At 63.0% G+C, this 20,429-nt stretch carries 17 protein-coding genes; 10 read left to right on the top strand and 7 right to left on the bottom strand.

The genetic code is table 11. The annotated features are described in order from the left end of the window. Nucleotides 1-38: 38 nt before the first annotated feature. Complete coding sequence (locus ACGYLO_RS16255; RefSeq protein WP_271687467.1) at nucleotides 39-2,129, top strand: ABC transporter ATP-binding protein; 2,091 nt, start codon at nucleotides 39-41, stop codon at nucleotides 2,127-2,129. Nucleotides 2,130-2,234: 105 nt separating this feature from the next. Here ACGYLO_RS16255 and ACGYLO_RS16250 read toward each other — a convergent pair whose 3' ends face one another. Further along, nucleotides 2,235-2,762, bottom strand: a complete 528-nt coding sequence (locus ACGYLO_RS16250; RefSeq protein ID WP_209218906.1) for a hypothetical protein — start codon at nucleotides 2,760-2,762, stop codon at nucleotides 2,235-2,237. Between the two features lie 180 nt (nucleotides 2,763-2,942). After that, nucleotides 2,943-3,488, bottom strand: coding sequence for a lytic transglycosylase domain-containing protein (locus ACGYLO_RS16245; RefSeq protein WP_271689979.1), 546 nt, complete (start codon nucleotides 3,486-3,488; stop codon nucleotides 2,943-2,945). A gap of 280 nt (nucleotides 3,489-3,768) precedes the next feature. On the opposite strand from ACGYLO_RS16245, the gene ACGYLO_RS16240 reads away from it, so the two are divergent. Next, a complete protein-coding gene (locus tag ACGYLO_RS16240) occupies nucleotides 3,769-4,269 on the top strand; it encodes a single-stranded DNA-binding protein (protein ID WP_271687469.1) in 501 nt (166 codons plus the stop codon). 250 nt (nucleotides 4,270-4,519) lie between these two features. On the opposite strand, the gene aroB is transcribed toward ACGYLO_RS16240, so the two are convergent. Both aroB and ACGYLO_RS16230 read right to left on the bottom strand, forming a co-directional pair. Beyond that, entirely contained in the window at nucleotides 4,520-5,626 is a 1,107-nt protein-coding gene (gene aroB / locus ACGYLO_RS16235) for a 3-dehydroquinate synthase (protein ID WP_271687471.1), read from the bottom strand. Continuing rightward, nucleotides 5,619-6,215, bottom strand: a complete 597-nt coding sequence (locus ACGYLO_RS16230; protein ID WP_271687472.1) for a shikimate kinase — start codon at nucleotides 6,213-6,215, stop codon at nucleotides 5,619-5,621. Before ACGYLO_RS16230 ends, aroB begins: the two co-directional genes overlap by 8 nt. A gap of 80 nt (nucleotides 6,216-6,295) precedes the next feature. Between ACGYLO_RS16230 and ACGYLO_RS16225 the strand changes: the two genes are divergently transcribed. Genes ACGYLO_RS16225 through ACGYLO_RS16215 form a run of 3 tightly spaced genes read left to right on the top strand, consistent with a single transcriptional unit; the run spans nucleotide 6,296 to nucleotide 9,077 of the window. Next, on the top strand, nucleotides 6,296-6,445 hold the full coding sequence (locus tag ACGYLO_RS16225; RefSeq protein ID WP_007120408.1) for a hypothetical protein: 150 nt from the start codon (nucleotides 6,296-6,298) through the stop codon (nucleotides 6,443-6,445). 5 nt (nucleotides 6,446-6,450) lie between these two features. Next, entirely contained in the window at nucleotides 6,451-8,097 is a 1,647-nt protein-coding gene (locus tag ACGYLO_RS16220; RefSeq protein WP_331618938.1) for a hypothetical protein, read from the top strand. After that, entirely contained in the window at nucleotides 8,094-9,077 is a 984-nt protein-coding gene (locus ACGYLO_RS16215; protein ID WP_271687475.1) for a site-specific tyrosine recombinase XerD, read from the top strand. The genes ACGYLO_RS16220 and ACGYLO_RS16215 overlap by 4 nt, the downstream gene beginning before the upstream one ends. Here the strand turns inward: ACGYLO_RS16215 and ACGYLO_RS16210 are convergent. Further along, a complete protein-coding gene (locus ACGYLO_RS16210) occupies nucleotides 9,014-9,844 on the bottom strand; it encodes a metallophosphoesterase (protein WP_271687476.1) in 831 nt (276 codons plus the stop codon). The genes ACGYLO_RS16215 and ACGYLO_RS16210 overlap by 64 nt on opposite strands. A gap of 88 nt (nucleotides 9,845-9,932) precedes the next feature. Between ACGYLO_RS16210 and ACGYLO_RS16205 the strand changes: the two genes are divergently transcribed. Next, complete coding sequence (locus tag ACGYLO_RS16205) at nucleotides 9,933-11,240, top strand: HlyC/CorC family transporter (RefSeq protein WP_271687478.1); 1,308 nt, start codon at nucleotides 9,933-9,935, stop codon at nucleotides 11,238-11,240. Between the two features lie 6 nt (nucleotides 11,241-11,246). Here the strand turns inward: ACGYLO_RS16205 and ACGYLO_RS16200 are convergent, their stop codons facing one another. After that, nucleotides 11,247-12,557: a DUF2254 domain-containing protein gene (locus tag ACGYLO_RS16200; RefSeq protein WP_271687479.1), complete on the bottom strand. Its 1,311-nt coding sequence runs from the start codon at nucleotides 12,555-12,557 to the stop codon at nucleotides 11,247-11,249. Nucleotides 12,558-12,674: 117 nt separating this feature from the next. On the opposite strand from ACGYLO_RS16200, the gene ACGYLO_RS16195 reads away from it, so the two are divergent. After that, nucleotides 12,675-13,277, top strand: coding sequence for an NTP transferase domain-containing protein (locus ACGYLO_RS16195; RefSeq protein WP_271687481.1), 603 nt, complete (start codon nucleotides 12,675-12,677; stop codon nucleotides 13,275-13,277). Between the two features lie 70 nt (nucleotides 13,278-13,347). Here ACGYLO_RS16195 and ACGYLO_RS16190 read toward each other — a convergent pair whose 3' ends face one another. Next, the gene (locus ACGYLO_RS16190) at nucleotides 13,348-16,260 is read right to left on the bottom strand and encodes a Hint domain-containing protein (protein ID WP_271687482.1); all 2,913 of its coding nucleotides are present in this window, start codon (nucleotides 16,258-16,260) and stop codon (nucleotides 13,348-13,350) included. A 1,357-nt stretch (nucleotides 16,261-17,617) separates the two neighbouring features. Here ACGYLO_RS16190 and ACGYLO_RS16185 point away from each other — a divergent pair. The 3 genes from ACGYLO_RS16185 to ACGYLO_RS16175 all read left to right on the top strand — a co-directional run bounded on the left by ACGYLO_RS16185 (nucleotide 17,618) and on the right by ACGYLO_RS16175 (nucleotide 20,428). Further along, nucleotides 17,618-17,890: a DUF1127 domain-containing protein gene (locus tag ACGYLO_RS16185; RefSeq protein ID WP_169306066.1), complete on the top strand. Its 273-nt coding sequence runs from the start codon at nucleotides 17,618-17,620 to the stop codon at nucleotides 17,888-17,890. Nucleotides 17,891-18,188: 298 nt separating this feature from the next. After that, nucleotides 18,189-19,157, top strand: a complete 969-nt coding sequence (locus tag ACGYLO_RS16180) for an ABC transporter substrate-binding protein (protein ID WP_067268365.1) — start codon at nucleotides 18,189-18,191, stop codon at nucleotides 19,155-19,157. Between the two features lie 245 nt (nucleotides 19,158-19,402). Then, complete coding sequence (locus ACGYLO_RS16175) at nucleotides 19,403-20,428, top strand: proline/glycine betaine ABC transporter permease (RefSeq protein WP_271687485.1); 1,026 nt, start codon at nucleotides 19,403-19,405, stop codon at nucleotides 20,426-20,428. Nucleotide 20,429: the final 1 nt, after the last annotated feature.

Raw genomic sequence — 20,429 nt, 5'->3', positions numbered from 1 at the left:
CTCCCGGCCCCTTTTGATCGCCCGACCGGGAGAGCCAAATGCCAAAGACTGATTACGACGGTCCCATTCTTGAGATCAACAACCTGTCGATCTCCTTCTTCACCCGCCTGCGGGAGATTCCCGCCGTGATGGATTTCTCGGTCAACGTCCAACCCGGAGAGGCCGTGGGGCTGGTGGGCGAAAGCGGCTGCGGCAAATCCACCGTGGCGTTGGGCGTGATGCAGGATCTGGGTCGCAATGGCCGGATCGTCGGCGGCTCCATCAAATTCAAAGGCCGCGACCTGAGCGAGATGAGCACAGAAGAGCTACGCGACATACGCGGCAGCGAGATCGCGATGATCTACCAAGAACCGATGGCGAGCCTCAATCCCGCCATGCGGATCGGCAAACAATTGATGGAAGTGCCGATGATCCATGCCGGCATGTCCGAAAAGGAAGCCTACGCGCGCGCCTTGCAAGTGGTCACGGACGTAAAGCTGCCGGACCCCGAGCGCATCCTGAAGGCCTATCCGCACCAGCTTTCGGGCGGCCAGCAGCAACGTATCGTCATCGCCATGGCGCTGATGTCCGAACCCTCGCTCTTGATCCTCGATGAGCCGACCACCGCGCTCGACGTGACCGTCGAGGCGGCGGTGGTGGAACTGGTGAAGGATCTGGGCAAGAAATACGGCACCTCGATGCTCTTCATCTCGCACAACCTCGGACTGGTGCTGGAAACCTGCGACCGGATCTGCGTGATGTACTCGGGCGAAGCGGTCGAGAAAGGCTCGATCGAGGATGTCTTTGACGAGATGCAGCATCCCTATACGCAGGCGCTGTTCCGTTCGATCCCGCTGCCGGGGGCGGATAAAAACGCGCGGCCCCTGAAGGCCATCCCGGGCAATTTCCCCCTGCCCCATGAACGCCCGCCGGGCTGTAACTTCGGCCCGCGCTGCGACTATTTCGTCCCCGGCCGCTGCGACGCCGCGCCGATCCCGATGGAGAGCGTGCCCGGCAACGACCGGCATGAGACCCGCTGCATTCGGTTTCAAGAGATCGACTGGCAAGCGCCCTTGGAGCTGGCCGAGGTCAAGGAAAAGAGCGATGTCGGTGAGGTCGTCCTCAAAATGGACAAGCTCAAGAAATACTACCAAGTCGCGGCCAATGCCATGTTCGGCGGCGGCAATACCAAAGTAGTCAAAGCCAATGAAACCCTCAGCTTCGAGGCCCATGAAAGTGAAACCCTCGCCATCGTGGGCGAGTCGGGCTGTGGCAAGTCCACATTCGCCAAGGTGCTGATGGGGCTAGAGACGGCGACCGAGGGGCATATCTACCTCGACGGGCAGGACATCGGCGGCGTGCCGATTGATGACCGCACGACCAAGAATGTCGCCGATGTGCAGATGGTGTTTCAAAACCCCTTCGACACGCTCAACCCCTCAATGACCGTGGGGCGGCAGATCATCCGCGCCTTGGAGATTTTTCGCATCGGCAAGAATGAGAAAGAGCGCCGCCAGCGCATGCTGGAACTGCTCGACCTGGTGAAACTGCCGCGCGAATTCGCAGGCCGGATGCCGCGCCAACTGTCGGGCGGGCAAAAGCAACGCGTCGGCATCGCCCGCGCCTTTGCCGGGGATGCGCGGATCGTGGTGGCGGATGAGCCGGTCTCGGCCCTTGATGTGAGCGTGCAGGCCGCCGTCACCGACCTGCTGATGGAAATCCAGCGCGAGCAGAAGACGACGCTTTTGTTCATCTCCCACGATCTTTCTATCGTGCGCTATCTCTCGGACCGGGTGATGGTGATGTATCTGGGCCATGTGGTCGAACTGGGCGACACCGATCAGGTTTTCGCCCCGCCCTATCACCCCTATACCGAAGCGCTGCTGAGCGCGGTGCCGATTGCCGATACCAAGGTGAAAAAGAAACACATCGTGCTGGAAGGCGACGTGCCGTCGGCGATGAACCCGCCCCCGGGCTGCCCCTTCCAGACGCGCTGCCGGTGGAAGTCGCAGGTGCCCGGCGATCTGTGCGAACGCGAGGTGCCGCCGATGGTGACCATGGCCGAAGGGCATCAGATCAAATGCCACCTCTCGGCCCAGCAATTCGCCGAGATGGAGCCGGTGATTGAGACAGGCACGGCGGCGGAATGAAAAAGGCGCGGTTCCGAAGAACCACGCCTCATGCCTCAGGCTATCTAAGGGGGAACGGCCTGAGGTTATGACGATCCGGCCAGCATGGCCAAATCAAACCCGGATTTAGGGATCAACGGGCGAACCGGCAGTGTTCACATTGGCCAAACCTTCGGCCACGACATCCGCGAAGGTCGAGACGAGCGCCACGTAGAATTCAGTTTCGGACGGCTGCACGTTGACATAGCCTTCGGGCGCGATCTCATCGCCGCTATAGGCCGAAATCATGACCGGGAAGCTCAGGCCAGCGTTGTCGCCGGTGGGGCTTGTAATATCAACAACGCCTTCCAACTCGTTGAATTCCTTGCTGTCGGGCAGCATGGTCGCGCCGTTCAGAGAGATTTTGCGGATGTCGATCTTGATCTGCGGATCGGAGCCATCGCTGCTCATCGGCACGCGCTCTGCCACTTCGGCGCGCAGGTCTTCTTCCAGATCAGGATAGAAATCCATGGCATTGCTGTCAGCCGCGGCGGCGACAGAGGATTCGACGTCGATTTTCGAGACCATGATCTTGTCATCGGCGAAGGCAGAGCCGCTCAGCGCGATAACGCTTACACCAGCGGCAAGGGCGATGTTTTTCATATTCGTCAGCATGTCGTTCTCCTTTGATCTTTCCTCTCTGCGGCGAGAATGCCCCGCTGCAAAGTTTCTGATCAGAGAACACCACGATTGCCCCGGCGGTTCCCAAGAGGGCCGATGCCAGAGGGGCTTACGGGGGTGCAAATAGGCGGACAAACGCCCAAGCGCAGCGCTCACCCCATAAATATCAATGACTTAACTGCCCGTGATCACTTTAACGTAATTGCGGGTTTCCTTGTAGGGCGGGATGCCCCCGTATTTCTTCACCGCCCCCGGCCCCGCGTTATAGGCGGCCAGCGCCAGCTCCCAACTGCCGAAAGCGCGGTACTGCATCTTGAGGTAACGCGCCCCGCCTTCGAGGTTTTGCACCGGATCGGCGGGATCGACACGCAGCGCCCGCGCGGTCTGCGGCATCAACTGCGCCAGCCCCATCGCCCCCTTGTGCGACAGCGCCTTAGGGTTCCACCCGCTTTCCTGCTGCACCAGCCGCAAAAACAGATCGACCGGGATGCCGTGGCGCGTGGCCGCGGCGCGGGCATGGGTTAGAAAGGCCCCTTTGTAAGACCCGTTGTATTTCGGCACGTCCCATTTCGTCGGGGTGACAACCTTGGGCGGTTGCAGCCGCACGGAGGCGGAATATTGTTTGGATGCCCGATTATCGAGGATGCTTTTCTGCGAAGCGAACAGCCCCGCACGGTTCTTGCTGGCGAACATATCGGCAGCCGCTGGCGCTGCCCCCATCGCGATCATCCCGGCTGCCGTCAAACCCACCGCGGCCAGACCGGCCAAAAGTCCCGTCTTTCGCATATCTGCCCCCTACCGTTGCATTGCGCGCAGTATACTTAAATACGCCCCTTCTACCAGCCCCCGAAATCCCGGCCATTTCGCGGGCCGTGGCGATGGGCGGCGGGATGGAAAGCCGGTGTCATCCGGCGAACAAGCACGATATAAACAGCCGAATTGGGCGCGCTCGGATTCGCGCCCGACGCAATGACACAGCAATGACAAACGAGGGGGCAAGATGGCCGGCTCAGTGAACAAAGTGATCCTTATCGGCAACCTCGGGCGCGACCCCGAGGTGCGGTCGTTCCAGAACGGCGGCAAAGTGTGCAACCTGCGCATCGCCACCTCGGAGACATGGAAAGACCGCAACACCGGTGAGCGCCGCGAGAAGACCGAATGGCATTCGGTGGCGATCTTTCAAGAAGGGCTCGTCCGCGTGGCCGAGCAATACCTCAAGAAGGGCTCCAAAGTGTATATCGAGGGCCAGTTGCAGACCCGCAAATGGCAGGACCAATCGGGCGCAGACCGCTATAGCACCGAAGTCGTGCTGCAAGGCTTCGGCGGCACGCTGACCATGCTCGACGGTCCCGGCGGCGGCTCCGGCGGCGGCGGTGGTGGCGGCGGCTACGGTGGTGGCGGCGGTGGCGGCAACGACTACGGCTATGACAGCGGCCCGTCCTCTTCGGGCGGCGGTGGCGGCGGCGGTAGCCGTGACCTCGATGATGAGATCCCGTTCTGATTTAGACTATTGGGTGGGGCGCTGGAGCGCCCTGCCCGCCTTGAGCGACGGCTCAAGATTACCACCCAGCCCGGAATCAAGCCGAAGGCGCCGGGCCATCGCCTGCCCGCCCCACCGGGTAGGCGATGGCCCTCGGCTAGACAGCAGCCTCGCGCAGAGACACCTCTCAGGCCAACTGATCCGAAAATTACCTAGCCCGAATTTTAACTGCAGGCGATGGCCCTTTACGCGAAGCCGTAGCCTTGGGGCTTCAGCCGAGCGCATCCCGCAGCAGCCCAAGCACCTCGGCGTTCTCCACCTCGGCCCCCGCAAAGGCCTGCCCGATGCCGCGTGCCAGAACAAAGCGCAAACGGCCATCGACCACCTTCTTGTCTTGCCCCATCAGCCGCAGCAGTTCCTCGGCCTCGGGCAGATCGCCGGGAATGTCGCGCAGGTCGGTCTTCATGCCCATCTGCACCAAATGGGCGCGCAGACGGCTCGGGTCTTCCTGCGGGCAAAGCCCCAGCCGCGCGGAAAGCTCAAAGGCCAGCGCACAGCCAATCGCCACCCCTTCGCCATGCAGCAGCCGGTCGGAATAGCCCGTCGCGGCCTCAAGCGCATGGCCGAATGTATGGCCAAGGTTCAAAAGCGCACGGTCGCCCTGCTCTGTCTCGTCGCGCTCCACAATATCGGCTTTCATCTGAACCGACCGGCGCACCGCTTCGATCCGGGCGGCCATATCGCCCGCCGCAAGGGCCGGGCCCTTCGCCTCCAGCCAATCAAAGAACGCCGCATCGCCGAGCAGCCCGTATTTCACCACCTCGCCATAACCGGCAAGGAAATCCCGCTTGGGCATGGTGCCCAACACCTCGGTATCCGCCAACACGAGGCTGGGCTGGTGGAAGGCCCCGATCAGGTTCTTGCCTTGGCGCGCGTTGATCCCGGTCTTGCCGCCCACCGAACTGTCGACCTGCGCCAAAAGAGAGGTGGGGATCTGCACGAAACGCACCCCGCGCCGCAGCACGGCGGCGGCGAAACCCACCAGATCACCGATCACCCCGCCACCAAAGGCCACAACGATATCGCCGCGCTCCACCTGCTCATCAAGCAGCCAGTCCACGCAGCGTTGAAGATTGGCCCAATCCTTGGTCCCCTCTCCGGGGGCGAGTTCCAGCGCAGACATCGCGATGCCCTCGGCGGCCAATCCCTCCCGCAGAGATTGCAGATGCAGTGCGGCGACGCGGCTTTCGGTGATGACGGCCACCCGCTTGCGGCGCAGCAGCGGCGCGATCAGCGCGCCGGCATCCCCCAGCAAGCCCGCCCCGATAACCACGTCATACTCCCGCCCCGGCAGGGCGACGGAAACTGTCTCACGCATCCAATCTCTCCAAAACATCGGGCCTTGTCAGCAGCTTGTCGATCACCCGGTTGGCCATGGCGTCAATCGACAGGCGCGGGTCGCAGCGCACCGAAAGATCCGCCAACCGGTAAAGCGGCACCCGGTCGCGATAAAGCGCGGCCAGCGTGGCCTTGGGATCAGCCGTGCGGAGCAGCGGACGGCTGTCTTTGTAGCGCACCCGGTTCCACAGCAGGTCCAAATCCGCATCGAGCCAAAGCGCCACACCGTAAGCTGCGATATTGTCGCGGTTCACCTCGGCCAGAAAGGCGCCACCGCCGGTCGACAGGATGCAGCGTTCCTCGGCCAAAAGCCGCGCGATCACCTCGGTCTCGCGTTTGCGAAAGAACGGCTCGCCGTCGCGGGTAAAAATCTCGGGCACGCTGAGATTGGCCGCTGCTTCGATCTCCGCATCGCTGTCCAGAAAAGGCGCGCCCAGTTTGGCCGAGACCGCACGTCCCACCGCCGTCTTGCCCGCGCCCATCATGCCAACCAGCGCCACCGTCTTGTTCAGACGGTAGCGGGGCGGCGTTTCTTCGCCATTGGTCATGCTGTGCTTAATTCCGCTCATTTTTCTCTGAATGACGTGATCTTGCCGAAAAGGCCATATATAGTTTGGCAAAATAGCAGAATTCCGGGCAGGCATAAATCATGGGTAAACTTTTTAAGCTTTTGATATTTCTATTGATTGTCGGCTTCATCGGTCTCGTAGGCTATGCCTATGTCGGGCCTTTCTTTGGCGTGGATTTTTCGCCCGAACAGATTGAGACGCGCCAGCCTGTCACGCTGACAGCGGATTGAGCGGCGTGGCAAACGCCCTGTCCAAAGGCAAACGGGCCCTTTGTGCTGCGTTGATTTGCTCGGTCAGCGCCACGGCCCTGCTGGCCGAATCCGAAGAAGACCGCAATCTGGGCCGCGAATCGCGACAGGCGGCTCAGCAGCAAGAACAGCCCCCCGCGGCCAATGATCAGCCGCTTTCGGTGATCGACTGGCTGGGCGCGCAATCGCCGCCCGAAAACCGGCCAAAACGCCCGCCCAACCCGGGCCGGGTGCCGGAACCGCCCGTGGCCGACAGCGCCCTGCCGCCGCCCGTGCAGGTCACGCCCTTGGGCGATGGCGCGCCGCGCCGCATCGGGCTGGTGCCCGGCTCGGTCACCGGACTGCGCGGAGACATCTGGCTGGGCAGCGACGCCAGCGCGCTGATCGACCGTATCCGCGACCTGCCCGACCTGCATCTGCCCGCCGCGCAGGCGCTGCTCTACACCGTGCTTCTGGCCGAGGCGCAGGCCCCGCAGGGCGAGGCGCGCAACGGCGATCTTTTGGCGCTGGCGCGGGGCGAAAAGCTGATGGAGCTTGGCGCCCTCGACCCGGCGCTGTCGCTGATCGAACAGGCTGGGGTAACCACCTCGACCGCGCATTTCGACCTGTGGATGCAGCTTTCCCTGCTCACCGGGACCGAACATCGCGTCTGCGAGCGGTTGGTGAAATCGCCGCATCTGACCCGCGACTATGGCACCCGGATTTTCTGCAACGCCCGCGCCGGCAATTGGGAGAACGCGGCCCTGACCTTTGGCTCGGCCCAAGCGCTTGGGCTGCTGCCCGAGGCGCAGCTCGAACTCTTTGACCGTTTCCTGAACCCGGATTTCTACGAAGGGGCCGAACCGCTGCGCGTCCCGCGCCAGATGGACCCGATGACCTTCCGCCTGTTTGAAACCATTGGCGAGCCCTTGCCCTCTAACATCTTGCCGCGTGCTTATGCGGTGGCCGATCTGCGCGACATCGCCGGATGGAAGGCCCAGCTTGAGGCCGCCGAGCGGCTGACCCGCGCGGGCGCCCTGCCCGACAACCTGCTGCTGGGGCTTTATACCGACCGTCAGCCCGCCGCCTCTGGCGGGGTCTGGGACCGGGTTGCGGCGCTGCAACGGTTTGAAACGGCTCTGCGCACCGGCAGCGCCGAGGCGGTGGCCAAGACCCTGCCGCCCGCTTGGGAGGCGATGCGCGAAGCCTCTCTCGAAGTGGCCTTTGCCACACTCTTTGCCGAACCGCTCTCGACCATCCCGCTGGCGGGCCGTCCCGCGCGTCTGGCGCGGGATGTGGCGCTGCTGTCGCCCAATTACGAGGCCGCTGCGGCGCGGGTGATCGGCAAGTCCCCCGAGGACGAATTGCTGCGCGCCGTCGCCGTTGGCGATGCGCCCAAAGGCCCCGCTCCGGATGCGCCTTTGGCCGCTGCGGTTCACGATGCTTTCGCCGATCCCACCCCCCGCACCGACCTAATGGCGCTGGCGCGGGCCAAGGAGCTGGGCATGGCAATTTTGCGCCTACTGTCGCTCTTGCATGACGGGGCGAGTGGTGACACATCGGCGCTCCGCGACGCCCTAGCCACCCTACGCGCCCTCGGATTGGAAGACACCGCCCGACGTGCCGCCTTGCAGATTGTATTGCTCCAGCAATGATGATGTCCCAGACCCCGACCTTCCATTGGATCTCCAGCTTTCTGGAGGCCGCCGCCGCCGAACAGGGTGCCGCCACCAACACGCAGCTGGCCTATGGCCGCGACCTGAAGGATTTCGATTCCTTTCTCGCGCAGCGCAACCATGACTTCCTGACCGCCAGCCGCGGCGAGGTCGAAGATTACCTTGTCTATTGCGACGCGCAGGGGCTGGCCAAATCCACCCGTGCGCGGCGTTTGTCGGCGATCAAACAGCTTTACCGTTTCGCCTTTGAGGAAGGCCTGCGCGAAGACAACCCAGCGGTGCAAATCGCCGGGCCGGGGCAGGACAAACGCCTGCCCAAGATCCTGTCCGAGGAAGAGGTCGACCGGCTGCTTGATGCCGCGCGCAACTCTGGCCGGTCGCTGGCCGATCAACTGCGCAACACCTGCCTGATGGAGTTGCTTTATGCCACCGGCATGCGGGTCAGTGAATTGGTCAGCCTGCCGGTCAGCGCCGCGCGGGGCGATCCGCGCCTGCTGCTGATCGCAGGCAAGGGTGGGCGCGAGCGGCTGGTCCCCCTGTCAGAGCCCGCGCGCGACGCGCTGGCGGCATGGCTCGTGGTGCGCGACAAGGCGGATGAGGCGGCCCAAGCCAAGGGCAAACCGCCCGCGCTGCACCTCTTCCCGTCCCGCGGGGCGACGGGGCATTTGACGCGGCATAGGTTCTATCTGCTGATCAAGGAATTCGCCGTGACCGGCGGCGTGCCGCCCGAGAAAGTCACGCCCCACACCCTGCGCCATGCCTTTGCCACGCATCTGCTGGCCAATGGCGCGGACCTACGGGCGATCCAGACCATGCTGGGCCACGCCGATGTCGCCACGACCGAGATCTATACACATGTCTTGGAAGAGCGCCTCTCGGACCTCGTGCTGGAGCGTCACCCCCTCGCCAAGGACGGCACCCGCAATTCCGGCGGCAACACGTCTTCCGAAGGCCAGTAACCGCTTTGTAGCGCGTCTGCATAGGCGCGCGGCAAGCCTGCCTTGGCCATATCGGCCACGGCCCCGGCCACATCGTAGCTCAGCCGGTGAAAGCCCACCTCGCCCCCGTCGAGCAGCGCCACCCGAGTCTGCTGGCCGCCGTCATGGGGCGGCATGCCGATCACGCCTGCGTTGATCCAACGCCCGCGCGCTGTCTCGCGGATGAAGGGCAGACCGGAGTGGCCCGCGATGATGTGATCGACGGGGCCTGCGATGTCTTCCAGCGCCTGCCATTCTTCGTCAAACACCGCCGCCGCACTCTCAGACCAGATGAACCGCGCCACATCGCGCACCCCGCCGTGGATCACGCCATAGCGCTGGCCCTGATGGCGGAACACCGCCACATCCGGCAGCCGACCCATCCAGTCTTTCGCGCCCGCGTCCAACTGGCCTGCCGCGTGGGCATACCACGCGCCCGAAAGCATGTCGCAACTGCTGCCCGGCGCGAAGCCGCAGCCGCAATCCTCGGCCCCGCTGGCCAGTTGCACTTCGCAATTGCCTGCCACCACCGCGCAGCCAAGCGCCCGGATTGCCGCCACGCATTCGCGCGGCGCGCCGCAATAGGCAACAATGTCGCCGGTGCAGATCATCTGCCCCCCGTCGATGCCCCGCGCCGCGGCGAAAGCCGCCAGCGCCTCGACCGCCTGAAGGTTGGAATAGGGCCCGCCAAAAAGCAGCAACGGCCCGTCCAAAACCCCAAGCTCCGCGCAGTTGATTTTCGCCTGCATCGCACCACCCTGCCCCGTTGCAACCCTTGAATGACGCAGCCCCTGCGCCCATAACATTCGCAACACATAATGGATGGATTTAGACCTCATGGAAACGGGCCCCGCCCTTTTTGACACCGCTTTCTGGATCAGCACCGGAATTATCCTGTTTCTCCTTGTCCTGTCGGGCTTCTTCTCAGGCTCCGAAACCGCCCTGACCGCCGCCTCGCGCGGCAAGCTGCGCGCGCAGGCCGACAAGGGCGCAAGCGGCGCGATCCGCGCGCTCAAGATCACCGAGGATAATGAGCGGCTGATCGGCTCGGTCCTTTTGGGCAATAACTTGGTCAACATCCTTGCCGCCTCCATGGCGACAGCGCTCTTCACCCGGCTCTTCGGTGAAAGCGGCGTGGCGCTGGCGACGCTGGTGATGACGCTTCTGGTGCTCGTCTTTGCCGAGGTGCTGCCCAAGACCTATGCCATCACCAATGCCGAAACGGCGGCGGCGCTGGTCTCGCGCCCGATTAGCATCGTGGTGCTTATCTTCTCGCCGGTGGTGACGGCGGTGCGCTATTTCGTGCGCGGCGTGCTGCGGCTTTTCGGCGTGCAGATCGACCCCGACAGCAACATTCTGGCGGTGCGCGAGGAAATCGCCGGGGCGCTGCAACTGGGCCATTCCGAAGGCGTCGTCGAAAAGGAAGACCGCGACCGTATTCTGGGCGCGCTCGACCTGCGCGAACGCGCGGTCGAAGAGGTCATGCTGCACCGTTCGGGGATCGAGATGATCGACGCGGATTCAGACCCGACCGACATCATGGAGAAATGCCTGCAATCGAACCACACCCGCCTGCCGGTCTTTCGCGATGACCCTGAAAACATCATCGGCGTGATCCATGCCAAGGACCTGTTGCGCGCCATGTACAAGCTGATCGGCGGGCCCAACGGCGATGCCGCAGCGCTCAACGGGTTCAACGTGGCCGATGTGGTGATGAAACCCTATTTTGTGCCCGAAACCTCGACCCTGGACGAACAGATGCGCCAGTTCCTGCGCCGTCGCACGCATTTTGCGCTGGTGGTAGATGAATATGGCTCGCTCCAAGGGCTGATCACGCTCGAAGACATTCTCGAAGAAATTGTGGGCGAGATCACGGATGAGTTTGACCCCGATGCGGATCACCCGCTCAAGCAATCAGACGACGGGCATCTGATGGTCGAAGGCGCGATGACGATCCGCGACCTCAACCGCGCCACCGATTGGTCCCTGCCCGATGACGAGGCCAATACCGTGGCCGGGCTGGTGATCCATGAGGCGCAGATGATCCCCACCGTGGGGCAGGTCTTCTCCTTCCACAACTTCCGCTTTGAGGTGATCGAACGGGACGGCAACCGGATCACCCAGCTCAAGATCCGCCCCCTCTGATCCGGCTCAGGCCGGGGTTTCCACCGCTGCCTGCACGTCCTTGCAGGCGGCGGACCAGATGCGCGCCCGGTCGGGGCCGAAAGGCACCTCTTCAAATGCCCGGCGCAGGTGATCCTCTGCCGCGTCACGGGCGGCGGCAGACAGGCCGAGATCGGGGTGCTGCATCAGCCCTGTCAGCACCTCTTGCAAGACCATCTGCACATCGACGACCGAGGCGCCATCGCGCGCCAGCGCACCAAACCCGTCTTCGATCAGCGCGTCCGCTGGGATCGGCGGGATATGCAGGTTTGGCAGTGCGACCTTGCCGCCCGGTTTGGCCTCATCCGAGTAATAGGACAGCACGCGCCCGATGCGGGTGATCACGTCAATCGCCGTGCCGCCATCGTTGATCCCCGGCGACAGCGCCTTGGAGGCAACCTCGCCCAGCACCCGCAGGCCGAAACGCGGGTCTTGGTCGAAGGTGCGCAGATCGCCCAGTTGCACGGTCTCCAAAACCTTTTGCTCTAGACTGTCCCAATCATGTTCCGCGTCCTGCGGGCTGCCCCGCCGGGTGACCATGACCAGAGGCTCACCGACAAAGACGAAATCACCGATCCGCCGGGGCATATAGATCGCGACCCCATGGTCGCGCGCCTGCTGGTCCAGCGCCTCGGGGTAGATATGTTGGATATAGCCGCTCTCAGGGGCAAAGATCGGGCGGGCCTCATCGGGCACCGGACCGGTCAGGGGATGGCCGCCCATGCAGGGCGTCTTTAGACGCTCCTTGAACAATGAAGTGGTCACCGCCTCGATCTGGCGGGTGGTGTCGATCAGGCTGCCGAAGCTTTGCAGATGCAGCACCCAGCGGATCAGGAAGATCACGATGATCGCCAGCACCAGTACCGTGGTCAGGAACAGCACGAAAGAGCGTTCATCGACATAGATGCCCAACTCGCGCATGATGATCGCCACCAGCGCATAGACATAGGCGCCGATAAAGACCGCCAGCGTGTTCTGCGTGGTGCGGTCCTGAATGATCAGACGATGCGCCCGTGGCGTGAATTGCGCCGAGGAGGCCCGGTAGACCGTCACCATGATCGTGATCGAAAAAATGGTGACCGCCAGCATCGCATCGGCGATGATCTGCAACAGACGATCCGCCGCTTCGCCGGTCAACCTCGTGGCGACTTCCTTGGGCACCAAGGGCTCAAAAAGCTGAGTCAGCCCGAGAGCGACAAAGGCCAGCAGCCCCATAAAGACCACCCGCACCCAAAGTTTGCGTGAATATTCGCGGGCTTTGCGAAACAGCGTATGCGGGATCAGGTCTTTGATGTTCATGGGCCAAGGGTAGCACGAAAAAGCGCCCTGCCAACGGCGGCTTAGCGGGAATTTGCAGTCCGGCGCGGTGTAAAAAAGCTCTTATCCTCGCCCCCCGTGCCCGGTAGGTTGGGCGGCATGACGATAGCCTCTCTGCCCGTGATCCTCCTCGCCGCCGGTGCTTCCACTCGGATGCGGGGGCGTGACAAATTGATGGAAGACATCGGCGGTGAGCCCTTGCTGCGCCGTCAGGCACGACTGGCGCGGGGCATTGGCCCGGTCACCGTCGCCCTGCCGCCCCCGCCGCACCCGCGCTACACAGCGCTCAGCGGGTTGGACATCACGCCGCTGCCCGTTCCCGAGGCCGCAGAGGGCATGGCCGCCAGCCTGCGCCGCGCCTTTGCCGCCCTGCCGTTGGACACGCCCGCCGCCATGGTGCTGCTGGCGGACATGCCCGCGCTTGAGGCCCGCGATCTTGCCCGCCTCGCGGCTGCGGTGAACCTGACGGGCGAGACTCTGATCTGGCGCGCGAGCACGGCGGACGGCAAGCCCGGGCACCCCATCATCTTTGCCGCCGCGCTTTTCGATCAGTTGAAACAGCTGCGCGGCGATGACGGGGGCCGCGCGGTTGTGCGCGCTGCCGCAGACCGGATGCAGCTTGTGCCCCTGCCCGACCAGCGCGCACGGCGCGACCTCGACACGCCCGAGGACTGGGCAGCGTGGCGCGCAGAGCAGGAATGACCCGCAGATGAAAAAAAGGGGCGGTCGCCCGCCCCGTTTTCAAACTGTGTCACGCTCGGCTCTTGCCGGATTACTTCACCAGCAGGCTGGCCTCGTGCTTTTTCAGCGAACGACGCGCGGCGGTGTAGCCTTCGATCCCGTCCTTTGTCGCCAGTTCGGGGAACAGTTCAAAGATTTCCTGACGCTGCTCTTCACCGATACCGGCCAGCGACATGTCACCGGGCTGGAAGCTCTCGGTCCATGTCCCGTCGGAGAGGATCACCTCGTGACGGTCGAACATCACATGGATGTAGCTGGTGCCCGAAACCTCGACCACATCGATGCCTTCCATCCCGGTCAGATGTTTCGCCGCGACGAGCACCTCACGCTCTTCGAAGTAGAGCGCGGTCTTCTCGTTGGCGACCAAGACGCGGTGGTTGGGGCTGACCATCATGTCACGCTCGGGCAGATCATTGCCAAGCGCTCCCTTGCGGATCAGCACCGGCTTGAGATGCGCGGCCATTTCGAACTCGGCCCCGGTCATCTCACGCGCGCCGACCCAGCGGATCGTCTGGATGCCATTGTCGCGGGTGATGACCCGGTCACCGACCTGAAGCGCCTCGACCGGCACCTCACCGCGCGGTGTGGCGATCTTGGTCCCCGGTGTGAAACAGGGGATCACATTCTCGATCTCGACGAAGTTCAAACGCCCGGCATCGCTGCCATCTTGGTTGAAGTAGTCAACGAAACCGTCTTCGCGATCGTCGGAGGTATAGGTAATCTCCAGACGGCCACCTTCGGGGGCAGAGCCGCGCAGGTCGAGCGTGTCGTAATCCACGCCCGCGCTGCCACCGTCGACGTCATCGCCCGCGTTGACGTTGACGAAGCTGTCTTGATCGGCACCGCCGGTCATCACGTCGACGCCTGCGCCACCGTCGAGCAGATCGTCACCCCGACCGCCTTGCAGTTCGTCGTCGCCTTCGCCGCCCATCAGCGTGTCATTCTCACCGCCACCGTCGAGCAGGTCATCGCCTTCGCCGCCGACCAGCAGGTCGTCGTCCCGGTTGCCGCGCAGGGTGTCGTCGCCGGTGCCGCCGTCAAGCTCGTCATTGCCCTGACCGCCCGAGAGGCTGTCATCGCCCTGACCGCCCAGCAGCGTGTCGTCGCCGGTGTTGCCCGAGATGACGTCATCGTCGATCTGGCCGTCGATATAGTCATCGCCCGAGCCGCCGCGCAGCATATCCGCATCGTCGGCGCCATAGATCACGTCATTGCCCGCGCCACCGTCGACCGTGTCCATCCCGTTGTTCGGGTTGCGGTCGGGGGTGAAGGGGTTGGACGCGTCCTCTTCGTCGGGGATGTCGAGCACGTCGAGACCCAGATCGGGGTCGTTGCCCGCATAGATCGTATCGTTGCCAGCGCCGCCGAGCAGGCTGTCGTTGCCCTCGCCGCCGACGATCCGGTCGTCGCCGTCACCGCCGTCGACGATATCGTCGTCGATGCCAGCGTTGATCACGTCATCGCCGGTGCCGCCGGTGATGGTGTCGCGGTCATCGCCGGTGCTGATCGTGTCATTGCCCGCCCCGCCATCGACAGAGTCGCGGTCATTCTCTGGGTCGGCGTCGGGGTCAAAGCCCAGATCGTCGCTGTCGCTTTCCGGGTAGCCCAGATCGGGGGCGAGGTCATCGCTGCCGGTGGTGATCATGTCATCACCCTCACCGCCCTCGACCACGTCAGAGCCTGCGCCCGCCTCGACGATATCATCGCCGTCGCCCGCCAGAATTGTGTCGTCGCCGTCACCCGCGCGAACATAGTCGTCGTCGCCTTCGGCATCGGGCAGGATCGCGTCGTCATTGTCGATCATGTCGCCATCGGGGTCGCCGGTATAGGCGGTGTCGATCAAGTCTGCGCCCGCTGTGCCGTCGACATAGCCGTCACGGGTCGAACCGCCGTCGCCCACCGTCACGGTCACCGAGCCTTCGTCGGTCAGGCCGTCGGGGTCTGCCACGGTATAGGTGATCGTCGCGTCACCGGTGAAATCGTCATTGGCGACAAAGGTGATGGTGCCATCGTCATTGATGGTCACGGTGCCATCATCACTCGACGCATCTGTCACGCTCAGGGTGTCGCCGTCGACATCGGTGTCATTGTCCAGAACCGGGATCACGACCGGATCGGTGCCGGTGGTGTCGGCGGTATCGTCATTGGCGACGGGGGCGTCGTTCACCGGGTTCACGGTGACATTCACGGTGCCGGTGTCGGTGCCGCCATTGCCGTCATCCACGGTATAGGTGATCGTGGTCTCGCCGTTGAAATCCGGGTCCGGCGTGAAGGTCAACGTGCCATCGTCATTGATGACGACCGGGCCCGCCGGGCAGGTTGCCATGGTGACGGTCAGCGTGTCGCCATCGCTGTCGCTGTCATTGCCCAGCACGTCGACGGTGCCAGAGGTGTCTTCGTCGATCTCAAGCACATCGTCTTCGGCCACGGGCGCGTCATTGCTGCCGCCTTGGGGCTGGCCATCGTCGAAAACCAGATTGTCGATCGCGCCCGAGCCTTCGAAACGCACTTCGAAACGCGACACGCCATCGATGTTGAACTGAACGAAACGCTCACCGCCATCGCCGGTGGGCTGCACATAATGGTTTTGGATCACATCGCCATTGTCATCGTAAAAGATGACACGGGTGCCTTCCCCGCCGGTCTCTTCGATGTCTTTGAAGGTCACGCCCTTCATGCGCACCATGTCATCGAAGTCAAAAAACAGGCTGCCGCCGCCGGCGTTGTCGTCCGGGTCGCTCTGGTCGCCGTCTTCGGAGACGATCAACAGCCCCTCAAGCGTGTCGGAGGCCAGATCGCTATCGCCGCCCGTGGGGTTGCTGCTGTCAAAGATCATCGCATCGCCGGAGCCGCCGCTGGCCGAAACCGTAACGCCCAGGTCCGCATATTCGTCGTCAATGATGGTGCCTGCGCTGAACGCATTGAAATCAAGTGTTCTAATCATTGTGAAATCTCCTGAGCGGTGTTGCACGCGGCGCGCAACGCGGCCGTCTTGGAAGTGGATGCTTTTTCAATTTGAGGAATGGAGCGCCGAACGGCAGAGCGGTCGAACCGGGCATTTCTTGCCCCGCAGAAGGCCAGTGGCAGGGCCTGTCGCTTGTGTATCATCTCGTCTCTCCCTCCGTTCACACGCGCCCCGCTGGCAGAAATCCAGATCGAGCGGCACGCATCCTGCGCAACGAAGGGGAAGAGCCGGAACATGGCCCACAGCCGAGGCGCGGTGCGCTTCGGTATGTTGTGTTTACGGTCGCAAACTTGCGGCGTACCCACATTTCCCGCATCCCTGATGCGCTTAATGCGGCCGCCCCCGTGACCTACAGACTTCTATGCCCCCCAGTTGGGCACCTATAGGAATAGCCCTCCTATACGAATGGACAAAGCAAAAAATGTTTGAAAATTGCCGGAACCAAATGAAGTTTTGCCGCAATTCAGGTGGTTTAGCGCGACTTTTGGGCGCGATTGTTTCCAGCGCACCCCGCGCCGGAATCCCGATTCGCCATAGGATTAAGGTGAATTAACGCTTGCGCAGGACGGCTGCGCCGATCCCTCGGTCAAGACTGTTTCGCATTGTGCGACAATGCCGCCGCAAATCAGCCGCATCTGCGCCGCCTTGTTTTCGACATTCTTTTTGATTGCTTGTTCACCGGCTGGAACCAATCGCCCGCAAACCTGCGGAACTGGTGACGAAACCACGGGCGACCCGCCTTATTCCCGCCGAATCGATTCCTCGCGGCATTGAGCGCCCGCCGGGGCGAAAGCCGCGCGCGTTACGGGCGAGTCATGGTGAGCGCTCCGCCCCTCACCTCGCGCCAAGATTGACCGCGGAGAAAATGCAATTGCCACCCGCGAAGGCCACCCAAACAACCGCCCCATTCTGTTCGATCCGCCGCGCCAAAATGCGCCAAATCCGACCCTCAAAACGACATTTCAGATGCTGCAAACGACACCGCGCCGGGCGGGCGGAAACCTCAGCCATAGTAGGCTCTGCGCCCTGCACATGCGGCAGGGTGTCGCACCCCTATTTCACCCTATTGCAAAGCCCGCTCGGGTGGACCAAATGCGCGGCATGTTGATGTATGCTGTTCATAAGAGGCGCCCGCGCAAACCGGGCACGCTGCTGAACCGCCGGTAACCCCGGTCGAACAGGCCGATCCGCCTGTTTAGACCATCGGGGTTCCAACTGACTTTCCGGATCACACTCGGGATGAAACCCACACAACCGACCCGGCCCGGCCTTCTGGCACTGACCGTCGTCTCTTGCGGATCCTTCCCACTTCGACCTTTTTGATATGGAGCATGCCATGCATTTCCGCCTGCTGAAAAACACCAACCAGATCGCCGGGATGCCCGGAACCGCCTTTAACGGCAGCATCGGTCAAGTCGCCAATGCCGAAGGGCTGGCCCTTGTCGCCATGCTGCGCCGTGCGCTGCGCGACACCGCACGTCGCTGGGAGCGTAACCGCACGCTGTCGACCTTGAACGCGATGGACGACCGTCTGCTTCAGGATATCGGGCTGAACCGCAAAGACATCCCCCAGCACATCCGCGACATGGAAAGTTTTTCCCGCCGCTGAATGCTCTGGCCCGTGCCCCGCGTGAGGGGCCGTGCCGACCCTTAAAAATATGGCGTTCTGCATGGGAACGCCGCATATAGCGGCATCGCGTCAGGCCCGGCGCGGTGCCCGTTCTTGCGTCTTGCGCCCGGCAATCGTGTTGCACAGGGGCGCATGATTTGTTTTCATATCTCCAGCAAACCCGCCCATCGAAAGCTGCCGCGCCTATCGCGCGACCGGCTCCTTCTTGATGGAAAGGGGCAAAGATCAGCGGTGCGCGGCTGCGCGACACTGCGGATACAATAGAGGAGATATCACTATGAAACGCTATTTGCTTGGCACGGCCTTTGCCGTTGCAACCCCGATGGCCGCCGCCGCACAGGACTGTGGCGAAGTCTCGATCGCGGAAATGAACTGGGCTTCGGCGCAGATCGTCACCGCCGTCACCGAATTCCTGCTGACACAGGGCTATTCCTGCGACGTCACCGTGGTGCCTTCGGACACCACTCCCGCCGTGACCTCCCTGTCCGAGAACAACGAGCCGGACATCGTGCCCGAACTTTGGCCGAACTCCGCCGGTGACGCTTACAAAAAGCTGAAAGCGGACGGCAAGATTGTTGAACTCACCTCCGTGCTCGATCCCGGTGGCGTCGAAGGCTGGTGGATCCCCACCTATCTGGCCGAAGAGCACCCCGAGCTGAAGACCATCGAAGGCATCTTGGAAAACCCCGAACTGGTCGGCGGTATGTTCAACAACTGCCCCGATGGCTGGGGCTGCCGCGTGGTGAGCGACAACCTCGCGCGGGCCTATGACCTCGAAGGCAACGGCATCGAAGTCTTTAACCACGGCTCGGGTGAGACGATGGTGACCTCGATGGCGTCGGCTTATGAGAGCCAAGAGCCTTGGTTCGGCTACTATTGGGCGCCCACCACCCCGCTTGGCAAATACGACATGACCAGCGTCGATCTGGGCGAATATGACGAAGCCGCGCATAACGCCAACCAGAACGCCGACACGCCGGACCCCAAACCTTCGGCCTTCCCGACCGCGCCGGTGCTGACCGTCATGACCAAGGATTTCCACGACGAGAACCCCGAGATCGCGGAGTTCATCGGCAATGTGACCTTCAAGACCGACGAGATGAGCAAGCTGCTGGCTTGGCAGGGTGAAAACAACGCCTCCAACGAGGAAGCGGCGGTGTATTTCCTGCAAAACAACAAGGACGTCTGGGCCGAATGGCTGAGCGATGACGCCCGTGGCAACCTGTCCAAGCTGCTTGAGCAGTAAGACAGACTGACCGAAACGACGGGCGGGGAACTCATCAGGGTTTCCCGCCCTGCTGTTTCCGGCGGCGGAACCTGCGTCTTTTCACACCGACTGCGCCATGGCCCCGGCCCCGCGCAGTTCCTTTGCAAGGACATGGGTTCACCCTGCCGCCCCCTGCATCGGGCAGCCGACGACACGCAAGCGGCGCGTTCCACCGGCCCCCTCCCGAGAGACAAGACGGCCTTTGACGGCCGGGAAAGCGACAGATGGCAACTTACGATAACCTATTTGACAGCCTCGGCCTGCGCGACTGGTGCGGCGATGATCAGGGCGGCGGGCTCAGCTCCATGGCCGACCTCATGGGACAGGCCGGCGGCGACGCCGACACGACGCTCTGGGACACGCCCTTCCCCTCGCTCGACGCGCTGCACGACAGCTGCGAGGCGATCCCGCAATCGCGCGACCTGACCCAAGGCCTCGAACAGGGGTTCCTGTCGATCAAGGACAGTCTGAAGGTGGTGGTCGACCCGCTCACCCAACCCTTGAGCTGGGCGCTGGAGAACGCGCTTTGGCTCATGCAGTCGGTGCCGTGGTTCGTGATGATCCCGCTTCTGATGGCGATCACCTATGCCGTGGGCCGCTCGCTGAAGCTGGTGGGGCTGGTGGCGCTGGTCTTCGGTTTCCTCGCCTTCATCGACTTCTACGACCACACCATGCAGACGCTGGCGATCATCTTTGTCTGCGCCTTCATCTGCGTGCTTCTGGGTGTCCCCATCGGCATCGCCATGTCGCGCAGCGACAGGGTGCAACGCTCGATGATCCCGGTGCTGGACATGCTCCAGACCCTGCCGCCCTTCGTCTATCTCATCCCGCTCATTTTCCTGTTCTCGGTGACCGAGCCCAAGCTCTACGGTATCGCCATCATCCTTTATGCCATCGTGCCGGTGGTGCGCCTGACGGACCTCGGGATCCGTCTGGTCGACAAAGACGTGATCGAGGCCGCCGACGCCTTCGGCATGACCAACCGCCAGAAGCTCTTCAAGGTGCAGATCCCGCTGGCGCTGCCCAACATCATGGCTGGTGTGAACCAGACCATCATGATGAGCCTTGCCATGGTCGTGATCGCCTCGCTGGTCTCTGCCCCGGGTCTCGGCGTGCTGGTGCTGCGCGGCATTCGCAGCCTTGAATTGGGCGTGGGCCTCCTGTCGGGTCTCGGCATCGTGCTTCTTGCGATCATCCTCGACCGGGTCACCAAAGCCGCGCTTGCGCGGATCAACGCGGCGCAGAAGTGAG

The sequence above is a fragment of the Sulfitobacter sp. 1A13353 genome (genome assembly GCF_043557255.1).
In the GTDB taxonomy this organism is placed as follows: Bacteria; Pseudomonadota; Alphaproteobacteria; order Rhodobacterales; family Rhodobacteraceae; genus Sulfitobacter; species Sulfitobacter faviae.
Note: the sequence above shows the minus strand (reverse complement) of the source record. Positions and strands in the feature narration are given on the sequence as shown.

Excerpts from the sequence above, each read along its gene's own strand:
- ACGYLO_RS16200 (WP_271687479.1), bottom strand. The coding sequence starts at position 12,557 with ATGAACATCAAAGACCTGATCCCGCATACGCTGTTTCGCAAAGCCCGC.
- ACGYLO_RS16175 (WP_271687485.1), top strand. The coding sequence starts at position 19,403 with ATGGCAACTTACGATAACCTATTTGACAGCCTCGGCCTGCGCGACTGG.
- aroB (WP_271687471.1), bottom strand. The coding sequence starts at position 5,626 with ATGCGTGAGACAGTTTCCGTCGCCCTGCCGGGGCGGGAGTATGACGTG.
- ACGYLO_RS16195 (WP_271687481.1), top strand. The coding sequence starts at position 12,675 with ATGACGATAGCCTCTCTGCCCGTGATCCTCCTCGCCGCCGGTGCTTCC.
- ACGYLO_RS16240 (WP_271687469.1), top strand. The coding sequence starts at position 3,769 with ATGGCCGGCTCAGTGAACAAAGTGATCCTTATCGGCAACCTCGGGCGC.
- ACGYLO_RS16210 (WP_271687476.1), bottom strand. The coding sequence starts at position 9,844 with ATGCAGGCGAAAATCAACTGCGCGGAGCTTGGGGTTTTGGACGGGCCG.
- ACGYLO_RS16190 (WP_271687482.1), bottom strand. The coding sequence starts at position 16,260 with ATGATTAGAACACTTGATTTCAATGCGTTCAGCGCAGGCACCATCATT.
- ACGYLO_RS16225 (WP_007120408.1), top strand. The coding sequence starts at position 6,296 with ATGGGTAAACTTTTTAAGCTTTTGATATTTCTATTGATTGTCGGCTTC.
- ACGYLO_RS16250 (WP_209218906.1), bottom strand. The coding sequence starts at position 2,762 with ATGCTGACGAATATGAAAAACATCGCCCTTGCCGCTGGTGTAAGCGTT.
- ACGYLO_RS16205 (WP_271687478.1), top strand. The coding sequence starts at position 9,933 with ATGGAAACGGGCCCCGCCCTTTTTGACACCGCTTTCTGGATCAGCACC.
- ACGYLO_RS16185 (WP_169306066.1), top strand. The coding sequence starts at position 17,618 with ATGCATTTCCGCCTGCTGAAAAACACCAACCAGATCGCCGGGATGCCC.
- ACGYLO_RS16255 (WP_271687467.1), top strand. The coding sequence starts at position 39 with ATGCCAAAGACTGATTACGACGGTCCCATTCTTGAGATCAACAACCTG.
- ACGYLO_RS16230 (WP_271687472.1), bottom strand. The coding sequence starts at position 6,215 with ATGAGCGGAATTAAGCACAGCATGACCAATGGCGAAGAAACGCCGCCC.
- ACGYLO_RS16180 (WP_067268365.1), top strand. The coding sequence starts at position 18,189 with ATGAAACGCTATTTGCTTGGCACGGCCTTTGCCGTTGCAACCCCGATG.
- ACGYLO_RS16245 (WP_271689979.1), bottom strand. The coding sequence starts at position 3,488 with ATGGGGGCAGCGCCAGCGGCTGCCGATATGTTCGCCAGCAAGAACCGT.
- ACGYLO_RS16215 (WP_271687475.1), top strand. The coding sequence starts at position 8,094 with ATGATGATGTCCCAGACCCCGACCTTCCATTGGATCTCCAGCTTTCTG.